Here is a 16,364-nt window from a genome sequence, read left to right on the forward strand (position 1 = left end):
AAGTGCGAAGGACCGGGCACCGGATCCGCGGCGACCGGTCCGCTTGCCCCTTGCACAGGGGATGGATCGGATCAAAGCTGCGAAGTGACACGTTTTCGGCCCTCTTTCACGACTCTGCATTCGGAAAAGACATGTTGAAAATCCACAAAGCAAAGGTGGCAGCGCGGGCCATTGCCGGTGTTCTGGGTGTCTTTTTTCTTTGTGCGTTTCCGCTGCGGTCGGCGGCGCAGGAAATCCGGCCGACCGTGTGCGATTTCTGGGTTCAGGACGGCACATTGTATCTGGAGATCCACACCAATGCCGAGGCGTTGGTTGCCGAAATCGACATGGACAGCGTCAAGGACACGTCCGATGCAACGGTTTCGCGGCGCTACGACCAGCTGCGCCGGCTGAGTTCGGCCGAGTTCGAGCCGATGGTGCGCGAATTCCTCCGCCCCTGGATGACCCGCCTGCGGGTGGAAGCCGGCGAGCCACTGGAACTGAACTACGAGGGCACGCGGATTCCCGTCGTCGGCGATCCGGACGAGCCGCGCGTCTCGACGATCATCCTGACCGCGGACTTGCCGGCGCAAGTGCGAAACGTGCAGTTTGCGTGGCCCGAGGGAAGCGGCCGGCTGGTGCTCCGACAACAGCGGGTCGAGGATCCCTACACGGGCCTTTTGCGGGGCGGCGAGCGCGGGCCGAAAATACCGCTTGCAGGGGGTGCGACCGCGGCGCCCAAGGAATATCTTCTTGCCTACGTACCTACGGGGTTCGATCGGATTCTGCCCGGCGGGCGCGCCCAGATCGCGTTCCTCGTGGCGATCTTTCTGTTGTCTCCCCGTTTGCGCCCGGTGTTTTGGCAGGTCGCGGCGTTCTCGCTGGCAATCTGGCTCTCGGTCGCTGGCGCAGCGACGGGGTTTCTGTATCTGCCGCGTCCCACCGTGGATGCGCTGATCATGGTGTCTATCCTTGCCATCGCGGCGGAAAACATTCTGGCGCAGCGTCTGCGCCTGTGGCGACTGCTCGTCATCCTGGCGTTCGGCGTGGCGCATGGTCTGGCGCTTGCCGATGGCCTGCATGACCTCGGCCTGCCGCCGGCGCAGTATATTGCCGCGCTTGCCGGCTTTCTGGTCGGTGTCGAAACTGGGGTCATTGCGGTCGTGGTGGCGCTGTTCCTGATCCTCGGGATCAGTTTTGGTCGCAAGACCTGGTATCGCGGCCGGATCGCGATTCCGCTGTCGTTTCTGGTCGCAGCAGCCGCCGGTTACAGTATAATGCAGAGAGGCGTGCTGGTCTAAACCATTGCCGCCATCAGTTCCTTGAGGTCTTCCAGCGGATCTTCGCCGTTCCAGATTTCTTCGCCGATGCCGAAGAAATCGGTGTGGGGCGCCAATGCGCGAACGAGTTCGCGGTTCAGGCCGCCTTCTGCCACGACCGGAACCTCGATCATCTCCGACCACCACTGGAAAAGCTCGGCCTCGGCAACCGAGCCGTCGCCCAACGTCGATGCCCGCACCGGGCCAAACGCCACGTAGTCGGCTCCGGCCTCGCCTGCGGTCATGCCGTCATGGCGCGATGCTCCGCAAAAACTGCCCACGATGGCATCGGCGCCCAGTTCCTTGCGCGCCGCCCGTACCGAACGCGCGGCGTCGTCCAGATGCACGCCGTCCAGACCCAGCCGCTGGGCCAGCAGGACATGGTTCGAAATCACCAAGGCAACGTCGCGGGCATGGGCCACTTCGCGGCAGGTATCGGCGGCGCGGGCGATCGCGTCCTCGTCCTTTCCGGCCAGGGCGAGTCGCAGACACGCGATCTCGACCCCGTCCAGAACGCGCGCCAGACGGTCCGGGAAGGTATCCAGGTCGAAGGCCGGAGGGGTGATGAGGTAGATCTGCGGCTGCTCGGGCGGTTGCATCGGTGTTCCTTGGTTTTGACCTGCGCGCGGTTTAGCGGAATGCGCGCGGGAAGCAATCTTTTATGCCGCCACGGCAAGGATGTGCAACAGGTGTGCCCGCAGCCGCTTGCCCTGTCCTGGCTGGCGCATTAGAGCAGGCGGGATTTCTGGAGTAGGACATGCCCATCGACAAGGCCCAACCTTCTTTCGTGCTCGTGCGCCCGCAATTGGGCGAGAACATCGGCGCCGCAGCGCGGGCGATGTGGAACTTCGGTCTGGACCGGATGCGGGTCGTTGCGCCACGCGACGGCTGGCCGAACCCAAAGGCTGTCGCCATGTCCAGCGGCGCCGGGCGCTTGCTGGACGAAGCGCAACTCTTCGACGACCTTGGCACCGCATTGGCGGACCGCACCTATGTCTTCGCCACCACCGCCCGGCAGCGCGGACTGACCAAACCGGTCTACAGCCCCGAACGCGCCATGCGGATCGCGGCGGAAAAGGTCGCGGCGGGTGAACAGGTGGCGGTCTTGTTCGGACCCGAGCGGGCCGGGTTGGATAACGAGGACATCGCGCGGGCGAATGCGATCATCTCGGTCCCGGTCAATCCGGAATACGCGTCGCTCAACCTTGCGCAATGCGTGTTGCTGACGGCCTATGAATGGATGCGTCAGACCGGCGAGGTCGTGCATGAGACGACCGACCTCGGCAAGGGTGACTGGGCCACAGGAGTCGAAGTCGAAAAACTTGTCGAACACTACGAAGAGCGGTTGGAGCAAGCCGGCTTCTTCTTTCCCCCGGAAAAGGCCGAGGGAATGAAGATCAATCTCAGGAACCTGTGGTCGCGGATGCGGATGACCCGCGCGGATGTCCAAATGCTGCACGGGATCATGCGGCAGATGGTCCGGTGGAAGGAAAAGGGCTGACACTGGACCTCGCGCCCGGCCGGCCCTAGCTTGCGTTGAAATTCAGGACGAGAGAACGGCATGAGCGGCAAGCGCAGCATATTCGAAGAAGTCAGGGGCGACGACAAGCAGGGAACGGCGCAGCCCGGCATGATCGACCGCGGACGCGGCGGCGCACGGCGCGGCATCCGGCTGTGGCTGACGATCCTGTTCGCGCTGGTTGTCGCCATGATCGTGGTGGGCGGTCTGACACGTCTGACCGACAGCGGCCTGTCCATCACCGAATGGCGTCCGATCACGGGGGCCATCCCGCCGATGAACGCAGCCGACTGGCAGTCGGAATTCGACAAGTACAAGCAGATCGACCAATGGCGCATCCAGAATCAGTGGATGGAACTGGACGACTTCAAGACCATCTACTGGTGGGAATGGGGGCACCGGCAGCTCGGCCGGGTGGTCGGTCTGGTCTGGGCGGTTGGTTTCCTGGGCTTTCTGTCGGCGCGAAAAATCCCGGCTGGCTGGACCGGCCGGCTGCTGCTCCCCGGTGTGCTGGGCGGCGTACAGGGCGCGGTCGGATGGTGGATGGTCGCGTCCGGCGTGACTCAAGGCGAGGGGATGACCTCGGTTGCGAGCTACCGTCTCGCCGTGCATCTCGGTCTGGCCTTCGTCATCCTCGGGTTTCTGGCCTGGTACATATTCCTGTTGGGGCGTGAGGAACGCGACCTGATGCAGGCCCGGCGTGTGAAGGAGGCAAGGCTCTTTTCCCTTTCGACCGGGCTTTTGCATTTTGCCTTCCTGCAGATCCTGATCGGCGCCCTGGTTGCAGGGATCGATGCGGGCCGGTCCTTTACCGACTGGCCTTTGATCGGCGGGCAATGGCTGCCGCCGGACGCGACGGTGTTGGAACCGCTGTGGCGCAACTACTTCGAGAGCCCCGGCCTCGTGCAGTTCATTCACCGCTGCGTCGGGTATCTGCTCTGGGCTTTTGGCGTCTTTGTCTGGCTCCGCGGCGGCACCAGCGCGCATCCCCGAACCCGGTTTGCGTTCAACGCCATGTTCGCCGTTCTGACCCTACAGGTGGTCGTTGGCGTCCTGACCATTCTTTATGGCGCGCCGTGGCAGATCGCCATTTTGCATCAGCTTCTTGCCGTCGTCCTCTGGACCCTGATCCTGCGGGCGCGGTTCCTTTCGGCCTACCCAATCGCAACCTCGCTGCGCGGAGCGTGAACCTCATGACTGCCTATGACGAACTGATGGCGTTTCAGCGCGAAACCTCGGCCCTGAGCCAGATCGCCGGCCGGCTCGGCTGGGATCAGGAAACCGTGATGCCGCGCGGCGCGGCCGAACAGCGGAGCGAGGAGATGGCCGTGATCGAGGCGGTGCTTCACGCGCGCCGCTCGGACCCGCGCGTGGGCGACTGGTTGGAGCGGGCCGAGGCGACCTGTGAGGTCAGCGACGCGCAGCTGCGGGAAATCCGCCGCGCCTATGACCGCGCGTGCAAGGTGCCGGCGGATCTGGCCAAGGCGATCGCCCGGCTGACCTCGCGGGCACAGGGCATCTGGGCGCGGGCCCGGGCCGACGAGGACGTTCGGGCATTCCTGCCGGTGCTCCGGGAAGTCGTTGCCCTGAAACGCGAAGAGGGCGCCGCGCTGGCCCGGGGCGGCAACGTCTATGATGCGTTGGTCGAGGATTACGAACCCTACACCACCGGCGACCAGATCGCCGCGATCTTCAATGCCATGCGTCCGCGATTGGTGGCGCTGCGGGCCGCGCTGTTGGAGCGGCCGATGCCGAACGGCCTGTCCGGTACCTTCGACGAGCTGAAACAGATGCAACTGTCGCACAAGCTGGCCGTGACCTTCGGCTATGATCTGAGCCGGGGCAGGGTGGACAAGGCCGTGCATCCATTCAGCTCGGGCAGTGGGGCGGATGTCAGGATCACCACGCGCACCTCCGAGACCGATCCGTTCAACTGCTTTTATTCCACCATTCACGAGGTTGGCCACGCGGCCTATGAACAGGGCATCGATCCTGCCTATGCGCTGACGCCGCTGGGCCGGGGCGTGTCGATGGGTGTGCACGAAAGCCAGAGCCGGATCTACGAGAACCAGCTGGGACGTTCGCGTGCATTCACCGGCTGGCTGTTCGGGCAGATGACCGACATGTTCGGAGATTTCGGAATCGACGGTGAAGACGCGTTCTATGCGGCGGTCAATCGGGTCCACAACGGCTATATCCGGACCGAGGCCGATGAGGTGCAGTACAACCTTCACATCATGCTGCGCTTTGATCTTGAGCGCGCGCTGATGGCGGGTGATCTCGAAGTGTCCGATCTGGAAGCCGCCTGGAACGACAGGTTCGCGGCGGATTTCGGTTATCCGGTAGACAAACCCTCGAACGGATGTCTTCAGGACGTGCACTGGTCGGTGGGGCTGTTCGGCTATTTCCCTACCTACGCATTGGGCAACGTCTATGCGGGGTGCTTGTACGAGGCGCTGCGTGCCGCCGCCCCGACCCTGGATGCGGATCTGGCGCGGGGCGACACCACAGGTGCGACCGGGTGGCTGCGGGAGAACCTGCAACGGTTTGGCGGGCTCTATGCCCCGCGCGAGATCATCGAGCGCGCCAGCGGGCAAAAGCCGGGTCCGGAACCACTGCTGAAGTATCTGGAGAACAAGTTCGGCCAGCTGTACGGGATATAGCCCGCCTCCGCGCGCAGCCCGGCGGGCGACTCGCTCTTCCGCTATGCGTCCACGCCGTCCTCACCCTGATCCGCAATCCAGGCAACGCTCGCGACCTCTTCTTCCGGGCCGGTCTTGAACACGCGGACGCCGCCTGCGGATCTGGACCGGAATGAAATGCCCTCGACCGGCACACGGATGGATTGCCCGGTGGACGTGATCAGCATGATCTGATCGTCGATCTCGACGGGGAACGAGGCCACGACCGCGCCGCCCCGCATGGCCTTGTCCATGGCTGCAACGCCCATCCCGCCACGGCCGCGCACCGGATAGTCGTGCGACGAACTGAGCTTGCCCGAACCGCCGGCCGTGATCGTCAGGATCAGGTTTTCGGCCGCCGACATTTCGGCGTAGCGTTCCTGCGGCAGGATGCTGTCGGCATTGCCCTCGTCCTCGTCAACGTCCGTGTCGTCCGTGATGCCGGCCATGAGCCGGCGCATCTTGAGATAGGCGGCGCGTTCATCGGGGGTGGCCTCGAAATGGCGGATCACCGACATCGACACCACACGGTCGCCATTGGTCAGGCGGATACCGCGCACGCCGGTGGATTTGCGACCCTTGAAGACGCGCACATCCGTGGTGGGGAACCGGATGGCGCGGCCGGAATTCGTGACCAGCATCACGTCGTCATCTTCCGAACAGATGCGCGCGTTCACCAGTTCCACGCCGTCGGGCAGGTCCATGGCGATCTTGCCGTTGCGCTTGACGTTGGTGAAATCGCTCAGCGCGTTGCGGCGCACGTCGCCGGCACTGGTGGCGAAGACGATCTGCAGGTTTTCCCATTCCTCGTCCGGCACGTCCACCGGCATGACAGCGGCAATCGAGACACCGTTGGGGATCGGCAGGATGTTGACGATGGCCTTGCCCTTGCCGGTTCGCCCGCTTTGCGGAAGCCGCCAGGTCTTGAGCTTGTAGACCATGCCATCGGTGGTGAAGAACAGCAGCTGCGTATGGGTGTTGGCCACGAAGAGGGTCGTGACCACGTCCTCTTCCTTGGTCTGCATGCCCGACAGGCCCTTGCCGCCGCGTTTCTGGGCGCGGAACTCGGCCAGCGGGGTGCGCTTGATGTAGCCGCCCGAGGTCACGGTCACGACCATGTCCTCGCGCTCGATCAGGTCTTCGTCCTCCATGTCGCCGGACCAATCGACGATCTCGGTGCGGCGCGGGACGGCGAAGCTCTCTTTCACTTCGCGCAGCTCGTCGGCGATGATACCCATGATGCGTTCGCGCGAGCCGAGGATCTCCAGGTATTCCTTGATCTTGCCTGCCAGGTCTTCCAGTTCGTCGGTGACTTCCTTGACCCCCAACTGCGTCAGCCGCTGAAGCCGCAGATCGAGGATCGCGCGGGCCTGCGTTTCAGACAGGTTGTAGGTGCCGTCCTCATTCATGGTATGGGTAGGATCGTCGATCAGGCGAATGTAGTCCGCGATGTCGGCGGCGGGCCATCGGCGCGTCATCAGCTTTTCGCGCGCCTCCGCGGCATCGGCCGACGACCGGATGGTGGCAACCACCTCGTCCACGTTCGACACCGCGACGGCCAGTCCACACAGGACATGACTGCGTTCCCGCGCCTTGCGCAGGTCAAAGGCGGTGCGCCGTGCAACGACATCTTCGCGGAAGTCGATGAAGCAGGTCAGGAACCGGCGCAGGGTCAGCTGCTCGGGGCGCCCCCCGTTCAGCGCCAGCATGTTGCAGCCGAACGAGGTCTGCATGGGCGTGAAGCGGTACAGCTGGTTCAGCACCACTTCGGGCGTCGCGTCGCGTTTCAGCTCGACCACCACGCGCACGCCGGAACGGTCGGATTCGTCCTGGACGTGGCTGACACCCTCGATGCGCTTTTCGCGGACCGCTTCGGCGATCTTTTCGATCATGGCGGCCTTGTTCACCTGATAGGGGATCTCGTCCACGACGATGGCAAAGCGGTCCTTGCGCAGTTCCTCGACGCGGGTCTTGGCGCGGATGATCACGCTGCCGCGGCCTTCGAGATACGCCTTGCGCGCGCCCGAGCGCCCCAGCATCAGACCGCCGGTCGGAAAATCGGGGCCGGGAACGTAGTCGATCAACTGCTCGCTGGTCAGATCCGGGTCGTCGATCAGCGCCAGTGTGGCATCGATCACCTCGCCAAGGTTGTGCGGCGGGATGTTGGTGGCCATGCCGACCGCGATGCCGCCGGCGCCGTTGACCAGCATGTTGGGAAACCGGGCGGGCAGGACGGTGGGTTCCTTGTCCTTGCCGTCGTAGTTGTCCTGAAAATCGACCGTGTCTTTCTCGATATCCGCCAGCAGGGCCGAGGCGGGTTTGTCCATCCGAACCTCGGTGTAGCGCATGGCGGCGGGATTGTCGCCGTCCATCGAGCCGAAGTTGCCCTGGCCGTCGAGCAGGGGCAGCGACATCGAAAAATCCTGCGCCATCCGCACCAGAGCGTCGTAGATCGCCGAATCCCCGTGCGGGTGGTACTTACCCATCACGTCGCCGACCGGGCGGGCCGACTTGCGATAGGGCTTGTCATGGGTGTTTCCGGTCTCGTGCATGGCATAGAGGATGCGCCGATGTACGGGTTTCAGACCGTCCCGCAGATCCGGAATCGCGCGGCTGACGATGACCGACATCGCGTAGTCGAGATACGAGTTGCGCATCTCGGATTCGATCGAAACCGTCGGCCCGTCATATGTGGGGCGTTCCGGCGGCATTTCGTCCATGTTTTCAGGAGTTTCTGGCGTATCGCTCACTTAGCTGCCCGTTCTTTGTGCAGGGTCTATATCTTGTGGATGCACCTTATCAGACTTGGCACATAAGGTGCAAGCAAGCGGCACCCGAAACCGCGCGCCGCCGTTTGACGGCGCGGTAACGCATTGTTTTCGTGCGCGATCGGCGGATTCCGTGCTATCGTAGAGAGACCGAGGCAACAACCGGAGGCTCCATGAAAACAACCGAGACCGAACTGATGCTCAAGGGGTACGGGCTGACGACGGCAGAGATTTTTTACCGAATGCCCGACTATATTCATGTGCTCAACACGTTCATTTGGCAGGATTACGACATTGCGCCCGACCACCCGAAATTGTTCGGGTTCATCGAATTCTGGCAGCGCGAAATCGAGGGCCCGCTTCACTCCGTCCGCTTCACCCACCGCAAGATGCTGTCATCCGGTGAATGGCGAAACGTCGTGGGTGAGTTCAGGCTGAACTGAACCTGTTTCGCCCTGTCCGTTTTGGCCTTTCGCAGGGCCTGAACGGAAGGTGCTGAAGGGAAATGCCAACAGCCTTGGCCACCACGGATGGTGCCAGCGCGTTAATCCTTCCGGCCGCACGAAAACCCGTGCGTGTGATTTGGACCTGACCGCGCTAAACTCGCGACCAGATGCAGGTGTGAGGGATTGCGAGGGCCCATGATCAAGAACATTCTGGCGGCGATGACCGCAGTCGTCCTGTGTGGTCCCGTGTCCGGGCAAGGATTGCTGGACAAGGTCAAGAAGGGCGCCGAAAACACCGCCGACGCAGTTGGGCGCGGTGCCGAGAAAGTCGGCGATACGATCGGCAAAGGGGCCGACAAACTGGGTGAGACCATCGACTCCACCACGGAACTCGTCACAAACGAAGCCACGCCGGAAGAAACCCGCGCAAAGCTCGATGCCATGGCGGATGACATCCTACGGCGGCTGCTGGCGGAAAACCCCGAGGCTGCGCGGCTGTATGACCTCAGCGCCGGCTACGCGGCGTTCGACACGCGAAAGATCACCGTCTTTCCGGTCTCCGCGGGCTACGGGCGCGGTGTCGCCGTTTCCAAACTGGACGGCAGCCGAACCTACATGAACATGGGAACAGGCGGCGTTGGGGCGGCGTTGGGAATTGGCGGGTTCGAAACGCAATTCGTGATCCTGTTCGAAACCGAAGGCGATTTCCTGAAATTCGTGACCGACGGCTATGACGCCACAGCGGAAACCGGCGCCATGTATGGCGACGAGAAATCCGAGGAAACCGTCAGATTTACCGACGGCCGCTCGTTCTTTGTGCTCGGCAAGACGGGCTGGCGCGTTGCCGCCAGTGCGTCGGGCACGAAATACTGGAAGTCTCCCGAACTCAACTGAGGATCAGGCCGAACAGCTGGCCCCGCCGAGGACGCAGAACTTGGCGCAATGCGGATGGTTGAGATGAACGTCGGTTTCGGCCTCCGCAAGAGTCGATCCAAGTTCGAATTCCGGGGCATAGGGCAGGAGCGTACAGGCCAGCACCGCCGGTTTCGCGGCGCCCTTGTGTTTCACGACCATCCGCGAACTGGCGCACATCACATCCGCGGGCGACTTGTTCAGAATGCCCCAGCACGCGGTCGTGATCTCGGGAACCTCGGCGGTTTCGTCCATTTCCGGGAACAGTACGGTTTGGGCCGGGTCGTCAGCGTCGATGTCGAAACCGTGCTCGGCAAACAGCCGCGCAAATCCCGCGCGGCTTTGCGATTCGGTCTCGTCCCACAGGGTCCGGCCTGCGACGGTCATGCGGAACCCGTGATCCCGCAGCCAGGCCATGCCTTCGAGGGTCTTGGCGTAGCTTCCCTTGCCGCGTTCGGTGTCGTGGAACTCGGCGTGATAATGGTCCAGGGACACACGCAGCGTGAGCCGCGCGCCGAAGGAAGCGTTCAGTGCAAGCAGACCCTGGCGCACCGTTCGCCGCATCATCGGTTGCATTGCGTTGGTCAGGATCAGCACGTCATGGCCGCGCGCCAACGCGTTCCGCGCCATTTCGATCATCTGAGGGTTCATGAACGGCTCGCCGCCAGTGAACCCGATTTCCCGAACCGGCCATTTGCGGTCCTCGATCTGGTCGAGGAAGTCAGACACCTCGGCCGCCGTGATGTAAACCAATTCGTCGTTCGAAGGGCTGCTTTCGATATAGCAGTTCAGGCATTCGATGTTGCAGAGGGTTCCGGTGTTGAACCACAGTGTTTTTGGATCGCTCAGGCGGACGGAAGCGCGCGCCTGACCATCGGCTGTCACGAATTTGTCCTGAAATTTCCCGATATTGGCACGTTGGGGGGCGTCGTCTCTCATTCCCGCTTCCGGCTGTTGAATCTGCTCGGTTGATCTAGCCCAACGCGTGTCACAAGTTAAAGTCGATGCGACGCGGCCTGACAGAGAATTGATGATCCGGGATGATTGTAATGATTGCGCTAACATTGGACATGGAATCCTATCGGCGGTAAGGACAGGACATGGTTTCTCGCGTCATCCCCGTCGATCCTTTCGACCTCGTCATTTTCGGCGGCACCGGCGATCTCGCGCGGCGCAAGATCCTTCCGGCGCTGTTTCGGCGATACTGCGCAGGCCAGTTGCCCAATGATGTGTTGATCCTGGGCGCCGCGCGGGGCGACATCGACGATCCGGGGTATCGGACGCTGGTTGCGGGATATTTGCGCGAACACGCCTGCGACAAGGCAAAAGACCGAAAGGCGCTCGACGGGTTTCTTGCGCGCGTCGGATTCGTGCGGATGGACGCTCAGGGCGTGGACGGTTGGCGGGAACTGGCGCAACGCCTGCATCCGGATCGGACCCGCGCCTTCTACTTTTCGGTCGGGCCAAGCCTGTTCAGCAGTCTCGCCGAACGAATCGAAGCGCATGGAATGATCACGGACCGGACGCGCATCGTGGTGGAGAAGCCCTTTGGTCATGACCTGGACAGCGCCCGTGCGCTCAACTCGACGTTGGCCCGGCATTTCGAGGAAAGGCAGATCTATCGGATCGATCACTATCTCGGCAAGGAAACCGTCCAAAACCTGATGGCGGTCCGGTTCGGCAACATGCTGTTCGAGCCTTTGTGGAACAGCCAGTACGTGGATCATATCCAGATCACGGTGGCGGAAACCGTCGGTGTGGACGGGCGCGAAGACTACTACGACAGGTCCGGCGCCATGCGGGACATGATGCAGAACCACCTGATGCAGCTCTTGTGCCTGATCGCCATGGAGCCCCCCGCAAAGTTCGACCCCGACGCGGTTCGGGACGAGAAGCTCAAGGTGATCCGCGCCCTCGACCCGGTCCAGCCGCACCACATCGTGAGGGGGCAATTCGTGGCCGCAGGCGGTCTGCCGGGCTATCGCGACGTGGTGGGCAAGCCTCGGTCCACGACCGAAAGCTACATCGCGCTGCGCACCCATATCAGCAACTGGCGGTGGGCGGGGACGCCGTTCTATCTGCGCACCGGCAAGCGGCTGGTCGCCCGGTCCTCGGTCATCAACGTGATGTTCAAGGACGCGCCGCATTCGATTTTCGGGGCGGATGCGGGGCGTCACGCGAATGTCCTGTCGATCCGGTTGCAGCCGAACGAGGGCATCACGCTGAAGGTGACGATCAAGGAGCCGGGGCAGGGCGGCATGCGGCTGGTGGATGTGCCGCTGGACATGAGCTTTGCCGAGGCGCTGGGTCCGGAGAGCCACGATCCACCGGATGCCTACGAGCGGCTGATCATGGATGTGGTGCGCGGCAACCAGACCCTGTTCATGCGCGGCGACGAGGTCGAGGCCGCCTGGGCCTGGACCGACCCGATCATCGCGGGTTGGGAAGCGCGCGGCGACGTGCCCAAACCGTACGACTGCGGCAGCACCGGCCCCGGCGACGCCGAGCTGCTGATGAAACGCGACGGTCGCCACTGGCAAGGGATCAAGCCATGAACCTTCTGGAATACGCGGATCGCGACCTGCTGGCCATGGACGTGGCAAACAAGCTGGCCGGCGAGATCGAGGGCGTCTTGCTGCACGAGGAAACCGCCTCATTCGCCGTTCCGGGAGGAACGACGCCGGGTCCGATCTTTGACAGCCTGTGCGCCGCCGATCTGGAATGGGACCGTGTGCGCATCCTGCCCACCGACGAGCGTTGCGTACCGCAGGATCACGAGCGGTCCAATGCGCGTCTGATCCTCGAGCGGCTGCTGGTCAACCGGGCTTCGTCCGCACGCTTTCTGCCGCTCTATCTGCCGGGGCGGGAACCCGAAGACGGGTTGGCCGAGATCGAGGCGGTGCTGGCGCCGGAACTGCCCTTGTCGGTGCTTGTTCTGGGCATGGGTGCGGACATGCACACGGCCTCGTTGTTTCCGGGGATGCCGGGCCTGATGGCGGCGCTGGAGGACGACGCACCGATCCTGGTGGTCGCGCGCCCGGAAACCGAACCGGAAGCCCGGATCACGTTGACGGCGCCGGTGCTCGACGGAGCCTTGTCCAAGCACCTCATCATTTACGGCAAACGCAAACGCGACGCATTGGAGCGCGCGATGTCTTTGCCGCCCGAAGAAGCCCCGATCGCCGCGGTGATGAGCGGTATGACGGTGCACTGGGCGGAATAGGGGGCGGACGTGGGTTTTGATGACTTGAAGGCCCTCGCGGCGGAACGCGCCGATTGCCGGATTTTGGACCTTTTTCAATCCGACCCCCGGCGGGCGGAGCGGTTTTCAGCGCAGGCTGGCGATCTGCTTTTCGACTATTCCAAGACCCTGGTCGATGACGAGGTTCGCGATGCGCTGCTGCGGTTGTGCGAGACCGCCGGTCTGGCGGCGCGGCGTGCCGCGATGTTCGCGGGTCAAAAGATCAACGAGACCGAAGACCGGGCGGTTCTGCACACCGCCCTGCGCAACCTCGATGGCGGTCCGGTTGCGGTTGACGGCAAGGATGTGATGCCAGGCGTGCTCGACACGCTGCAGCGGATGCGCCTGTTTTCCGAGGAGGTGCGCGGCGGCGCCCTCAAGGGGGCCGGCGGCGGCTTCACGGATGTCGTGAACATCGGGATCGGCGGCTCCGATCTCGGGCCGGTCATGGCGACTTTGGCGCTGGCGCCGTATCACGACGGGCCGCGCCTTCACTACGTTTCCAATGTCGATGGCGCGCATATCGCAGATACGTTGCGTCCGCTCGATCCGCGCCGGACTTTGGTCATCGTCGCATCCAAGACATTTGGCACCATCGAAACCATGACGAATGCCCGCACCGCTCGGGCGTGGATGCAGGAGGGTGGCGGAGACCCGGCCCTGCAATTTGCCGCCGTGTCCTCGGCATTGGATCGGACCGAAGCCTTCGGCATCCCGTCCGACCGGGTATTCGGTTTCGCGGATTGGGTCGGCGGACGGTATTCGGTCTGGGGGCCGATCGGATTGCCGGTGATGATCGCCGTCGGGTCGCAGGCGTTTGACGCCTTCCTGCGCGGCGGGCAGGCGATGGACCTGCATTTTCGGGCGGCGGACTGGATCGAGAACGTGCCGGTGATGCTGGCGCTGGTCGGCATCTGGCACCGTCAGGGTCTGGGTTATGCCAGCCGTGCGGTCCTGCCCTATGATCAACGCCTGTTGCGTCTGCCGGCTTATCTGCAGCAATTGGAGATGGAATCGAACGGCAAGTCCGTCGCCATGGACGGATCGCCCCTGCCATACCCGTCCGGTCCCGTCGTCTGGGGTGAGCCGGGCACCAACGGGCAGCACGCGTTCTATCAGCTGATCCATCAGGGCACCGACGTGGTTCCCTGCGAATTCATGGTAGCCGCCGAGGGGCACGAGCCCGAACTCGCCCACCACCACCGGCTGCTTCTGGCCAATTGCCTGGCGCAGTCCGAGGCGTTGATGCGCGGCCGCTCGCTGGACGAAGCGCGCGCCCGTCTGGCCGAAACTGGGTACGACGGGGACGATTTGGAGCGACAGGCGCGGCATCGGGTTTTCCCTGGCAACCGGCCCTCGACGACGCTGATCTACCCCAAACTCACCCCCTACACGCTGGGCCAGATCATCGCGCTCTACGAACACCGCGTCTTTGTCGAAGGGGTTTTGTTGGGCATCAACTCCTTTGACCAGTGGGGCGTGGAACTTGGCAAGGAACTGGCCACTGCGCTGGGGCCGATCGTGGACGGCGAGGCAAGTGCCGAGGGCAAGGACGGATCGACGGCCGAACTTGTCGCCTATGCCTTGCGCCACCGCCAGTGAGCCCTGGCTCCTTTCCTCGGACCTGCCGTAGCGGCACCGGATGCGAGGATTGTTGTCTTTGACCGCATAGATTGGCAGGGTCGTTGCAATGGGTGTTTCGCGCCCCCTTGCATGGGGGCGGCGAGAGACATGACAACTGAGGGCAGGCGAACTGCCCGGTGGGCCAAAGGGGAGGATGGCGCATGTTCGGACAGATGATGTCGCAGCCGTTGCTGATTTCATCGCTGATTGATCACGCGGAACGTTATCACGGCAGGACCGAGATCTGGTCGGTGGAGACCGCAGGCGGCGTCACCGAGACCACGTGGGCCGATGTGGCGGTCAACGCGCGCCGACTGGGATCGGCGCTGACGAAGCTGGGACTCGACCCGCAGGATCGCGTCGCCACGATCGCCTGGAACAACCGCCGACATCTGGAAATCTACTATGCGGTGTCCGGTGCTGGTTTCGTGTGTCACACGATCAATCCGCGCCTCTTTCCCGAACAGCTGATCTACATCATCAACCATGCCGAAGACCGCGTGGTGTTCTTCGACGCCACGTTCGTGCCCCTGATCGCCGGATTGCGGGACAAGCTGACCGAAGTGCGCCACTATGTTCTGATGGGGCCGCGCGATGACACGGCGGCCGAGCAGATTCCGGGGCTTCTGTTCTACGACGAGTTGATCGAGACCGGCGATACCGCGTTCGAATGGCCCACATTCGACGAAAACACCGCGTCGAGCCTTTGCTATACGTCCGGCACCACGGGCCATCCCAAGGGCGTGTTGTATTCCCACCGTTCCACCGTTCTTCACAGCTTTGCCTCGAACACGCGGGACGTGATCGGCTATTCGGCGATGGATACCGTGCTGCCGGTGGTACCGATGTTCCACGTCAACGCCTGGGGCTCGCCCTATGCCTGCGCGATGTCGGGGTCGCGCATGGTGCTGCCGGGGCCGAACCTGACGGGCGAGGCGCTGGTCGATCTGATCGACCGGTATGGCGTCACCACCTCGCTGGGCGTTCCGACGATCTGGCAGGGTCTTCTGGCGGCAGCCGCGAAGTCGGGGAGCAAGCTGGAGTCGCTGCAGCGCACCATCATCGGCGGGTCGGCGTGCCCGCCCTCGATGATCGCCACCTTCCGAGACACCTATGGCGTGGACACCGTTCACGCCTGGGGCATGTCCGAGATGAGTCCGCTGGGCACCGCCAACCATTTCCTGGCCAAGCACCGCGATCTGCCGCTCGAGGATCAATACAGGCTGCGTGAAAACCAGGGGCGCCCGCCCTTCGGAGTGGAGCTGAAGATCGTGGACGACGATGGCAAAGATCTGCCGCATGACGGCGTGACGCAGGGCGACCTGATGGTGCGCGGCCATTGGGTGCTCGACAGTTATTTCCGGATGCAGGATCAGGGGCTTTTGCAGGATGGCTGGTTCGCCACCGGGGATGTCGCGACGCTGGATCCGGATGGCTACATGACCATCCGCGATCGGTCCAAGGACATCATCAAGTCCGGGGGCGAGTGGATCAGTTCGGTCGAACTGGAAAACATCGCGGTGGCCCACCCGAAACTGGCAACCGCCGCGGTCGTCGGGGTGAAACATCCCAAATGGGACGAGCGCCCGTTGCTGATCGCCGTCAAGGCCGAGGGCGAGGAACCGTCGGAACAGGAGCTTCTGGACTATTTCGAGGGCAAGATCGCGCATTGGCAGATTCCGGACCGGGCGGTTTTTGTCGATGCGCTGCCACTGAATGCCACCGGCAAAGTGTTGAAGCGAACCCTGCGCGAGCAGTTCTCGGACATTCTGACCGAGGAAGGCTGAGAGGGCGCCGCAAATCCGGTCGGTTTCGTTGAACGATCTGCGTATTTCCAGCCGTCAGGCCGCATGACCGGACGACTTGTTGCGCGGCC

The 16,364-nt window shown here is 63.3% G+C and carries 13 protein-coding genes; 10 read left to right on the top strand and 3 right to left on the bottom strand.

Features of this window, described 5'->3' with window-relative positions; translation table 11 throughout:
- Positions 1–131: 131 nt before the first annotated feature.
- Positions 132–1,280: a HupE/UreJ family protein gene (locus AC2FNJ_RS06130; RefSeq protein WP_496763257.1), complete on the top strand. Its 1,149-nt coding sequence runs from the start codon at positions 132–134 to the stop codon at positions 1,278–1,280.
- Here AC2FNJ_RS06130 and AC2FNJ_RS06135 read toward each other — a convergent pair.
- Positions 1,277–1,897: a thiamine phosphate synthase gene (locus AC2FNJ_RS06135; protein ID WP_496763259.1), complete on the bottom strand. Its 621-nt coding sequence runs from the start codon at positions 1,895–1,897 to the stop codon at positions 1,277–1,279. The two genes, AC2FNJ_RS06130 and AC2FNJ_RS06135, sit on opposite strands and share 4 nt — an antisense overlap.
- 158 nt (positions 1,898–2,055) lie before the next feature.
- On the opposite strand from AC2FNJ_RS06135, the gene AC2FNJ_RS06140 reads away from it, so the two are divergent.
- Genes AC2FNJ_RS06140 through AC2FNJ_RS06150 form a run of 3 tightly spaced genes read left to right on the top strand, consistent with a single transcriptional unit; the run spans position 2,056 to position 5,480 of the window.
- On the top strand, positions 2,056–2,799 hold the full coding sequence (locus tag AC2FNJ_RS06140; protein WP_496763260.1) for an RNA methyltransferase: 744 nt from the start codon (positions 2,056–2,058) through the stop codon (positions 2,797–2,799).
- Positions 2,800–2,859: 60 nt separating this feature from the next.
- Positions 2,860–4,005: a heme A synthase gene (gene ctaA / locus AC2FNJ_RS06145; protein ID WP_496763261.1), complete on the top strand. Its 1,146-nt coding sequence runs from the start codon at positions 2,860–2,862 to the stop codon at positions 4,003–4,005.
- A 5-nt stretch (positions 4,006–4,010) separates the two neighbouring features.
- The gene (locus tag AC2FNJ_RS06150) at positions 4,011–5,480 is read left to right on the top strand and encodes a carboxypeptidase M32 (RefSeq protein WP_496763262.1); all 1,470 of its coding nucleotides are present in this window, start codon (positions 4,011–4,013) and stop codon (positions 5,478–5,480) included.
- A 41-nt stretch (positions 5,481–5,521) separates the two neighbouring features.
- Here AC2FNJ_RS06150 and gyrA read toward each other — a convergent pair whose 3' ends face one another.
- Entirely contained in the window at positions 5,522–8,218 is a 2,697-nt protein-coding gene (gyrA, locus tag AC2FNJ_RS06155; protein ID WP_496763360.1) for a DNA gyrase subunit A, read from the bottom strand.
- Between the two features lie 221 nt (positions 8,219–8,439).
- Between gyrA and AC2FNJ_RS06160 the strand changes: the two genes are divergently transcribed.
- Together AC2FNJ_RS06160 and AC2FNJ_RS06165 are read left to right on the top strand one after the other, a co-directional pair.
- Complete coding sequence (locus AC2FNJ_RS06160) at positions 8,440–8,709, top strand: usg protein (RefSeq protein ID WP_496763263.1); 270 nt, start codon at positions 8,440–8,442, stop codon at positions 8,707–8,709.
- 198 nt (positions 8,710–8,907) lie between these two features.
- Positions 8,908–9,606 (top strand): lipid-binding SYLF domain-containing protein, encoded by a 699-nt coding sequence (locus tag AC2FNJ_RS06165; protein WP_496763264.1) that lies wholly within the window; start codon positions 8,908–8,910, stop codon positions 9,604–9,606.
- A gap of 3 nt (positions 9,607–9,609) precedes the next feature.
- On the opposite strand, the gene AC2FNJ_RS06170 is transcribed toward AC2FNJ_RS06165, so the two are convergent.
- A complete protein-coding gene (locus AC2FNJ_RS06170; RefSeq protein ID WP_496763265.1) occupies positions 9,610–10,563 on the bottom strand; it encodes a radical SAM protein in 954 nt (317 codons plus the stop codon).
- 161 nt (positions 10,564–10,724) lie between these two features.
- Between AC2FNJ_RS06170 and zwf the strand changes: the two genes are divergently transcribed.
- From zwf to AC2FNJ_RS06190, 4 genes are all read left to right on the top strand, one after another.
- Complete coding sequence (gene zwf / locus AC2FNJ_RS06175; RefSeq protein WP_496763266.1) at positions 10,725–12,179, top strand: glucose-6-phosphate dehydrogenase; 1,455 nt, start codon at positions 10,725–10,727, stop codon at positions 12,177–12,179.
- Positions 12,176–12,847 (top strand): 6-phosphogluconolactonase, encoded by a 672-nt coding sequence (gene pgl, locus AC2FNJ_RS06180; RefSeq protein WP_496763268.1) that lies wholly within the window; start codon positions 12,176–12,178, stop codon positions 12,845–12,847. Before zwf ends, pgl begins: the two co-directional genes overlap by 4 nt.
- 9 nt (positions 12,848–12,856) lie before the next feature.
- The gene (gene pgi / locus AC2FNJ_RS06185; RefSeq protein ID WP_496763269.1) at positions 12,857–14,467 is read left to right on the top strand and encodes a glucose-6-phosphate isomerase; all 1,611 of its coding nucleotides are present in this window, start codon (positions 12,857–12,859) and stop codon (positions 14,465–14,467) included.
- A 182-nt stretch (positions 14,468–14,649) separates the two neighbouring features.
- Positions 14,650–16,275, top strand: a complete 1,626-nt coding sequence (locus AC2FNJ_RS06190; RefSeq protein WP_496763270.1) for a long-chain-fatty-acid--CoA ligase — start codon at positions 14,650–14,652, stop codon at positions 16,273–16,275.
- Positions 16,276–16,364: the final 89 nt, after the last annotated feature.

This window comes from Ruegeria sp. BHSB196 (assembly GCF_059613135.1).

Coding starts and splice junctions, on each gene's coding strand:
- ctaA (WP_496763261.1), top strand. CDS start 2,860: ATGAGCGGCAAGCGCAGCATATTCGAAGAAGTCAGGGGCGACGACAAG.
- AC2FNJ_RS06165 (WP_496763264.1), top strand. CDS start 8,908: ATGATCAAGAACATTCTGGCGGCGATGACCGCAGTCGTCCTGTGTGGT.
- AC2FNJ_RS06150 (WP_496763262.1), top strand. CDS start 4,011: ATGACTGCCTATGACGAACTGATGGCGTTTCAGCGCGAAACCTCGGCC.
- AC2FNJ_RS06135 (WP_496763259.1), bottom strand. CDS start 1,897: ATGCAACCGCCCGAGCAGCCGCAGATCTACCTCATCACCCCTCCGGCC.
- AC2FNJ_RS06190 (WP_496763270.1), top strand. CDS start 14,650: ATGTTCGGACAGATGATGTCGCAGCCGTTGCTGATTTCATCGCTGATT.
- gyrA (WP_496763360.1), bottom strand. CDS start 8,218: ATGGACGAAATGCCGCCGGAACGCCCCACATATGACGGGCCGACGGTT.
- AC2FNJ_RS06170 (WP_496763265.1), bottom strand. CDS start 10,563: ATGAGAGACGACGCCCCCCAACGTGCCAATATCGGGAAATTTCAGGAC.
- zwf (WP_496763266.1), top strand. CDS start 10,725: ATGGTTTCTCGCGTCATCCCCGTCGATCCTTTCGACCTCGTCATTTTC.
- AC2FNJ_RS06160 (WP_496763263.1), top strand. CDS start 8,440: ATGAAAACAACCGAGACCGAACTGATGCTCAAGGGGTACGGGCTGACG.
- pgl (WP_496763268.1), top strand. CDS start 12,176: ATGAACCTTCTGGAATACGCGGATCGCGACCTGCTGGCCATGGACGTG.
- AC2FNJ_RS06140 (WP_496763260.1), top strand. CDS start 2,056: ATGCCCATCGACAAGGCCCAACCTTCTTTCGTGCTCGTGCGCCCGCAA.
- AC2FNJ_RS06130 (WP_496763257.1), top strand. CDS start 132: ATGTTGAAAATCCACAAAGCAAAGGTGGCAGCGCGGGCCATTGCCGGT.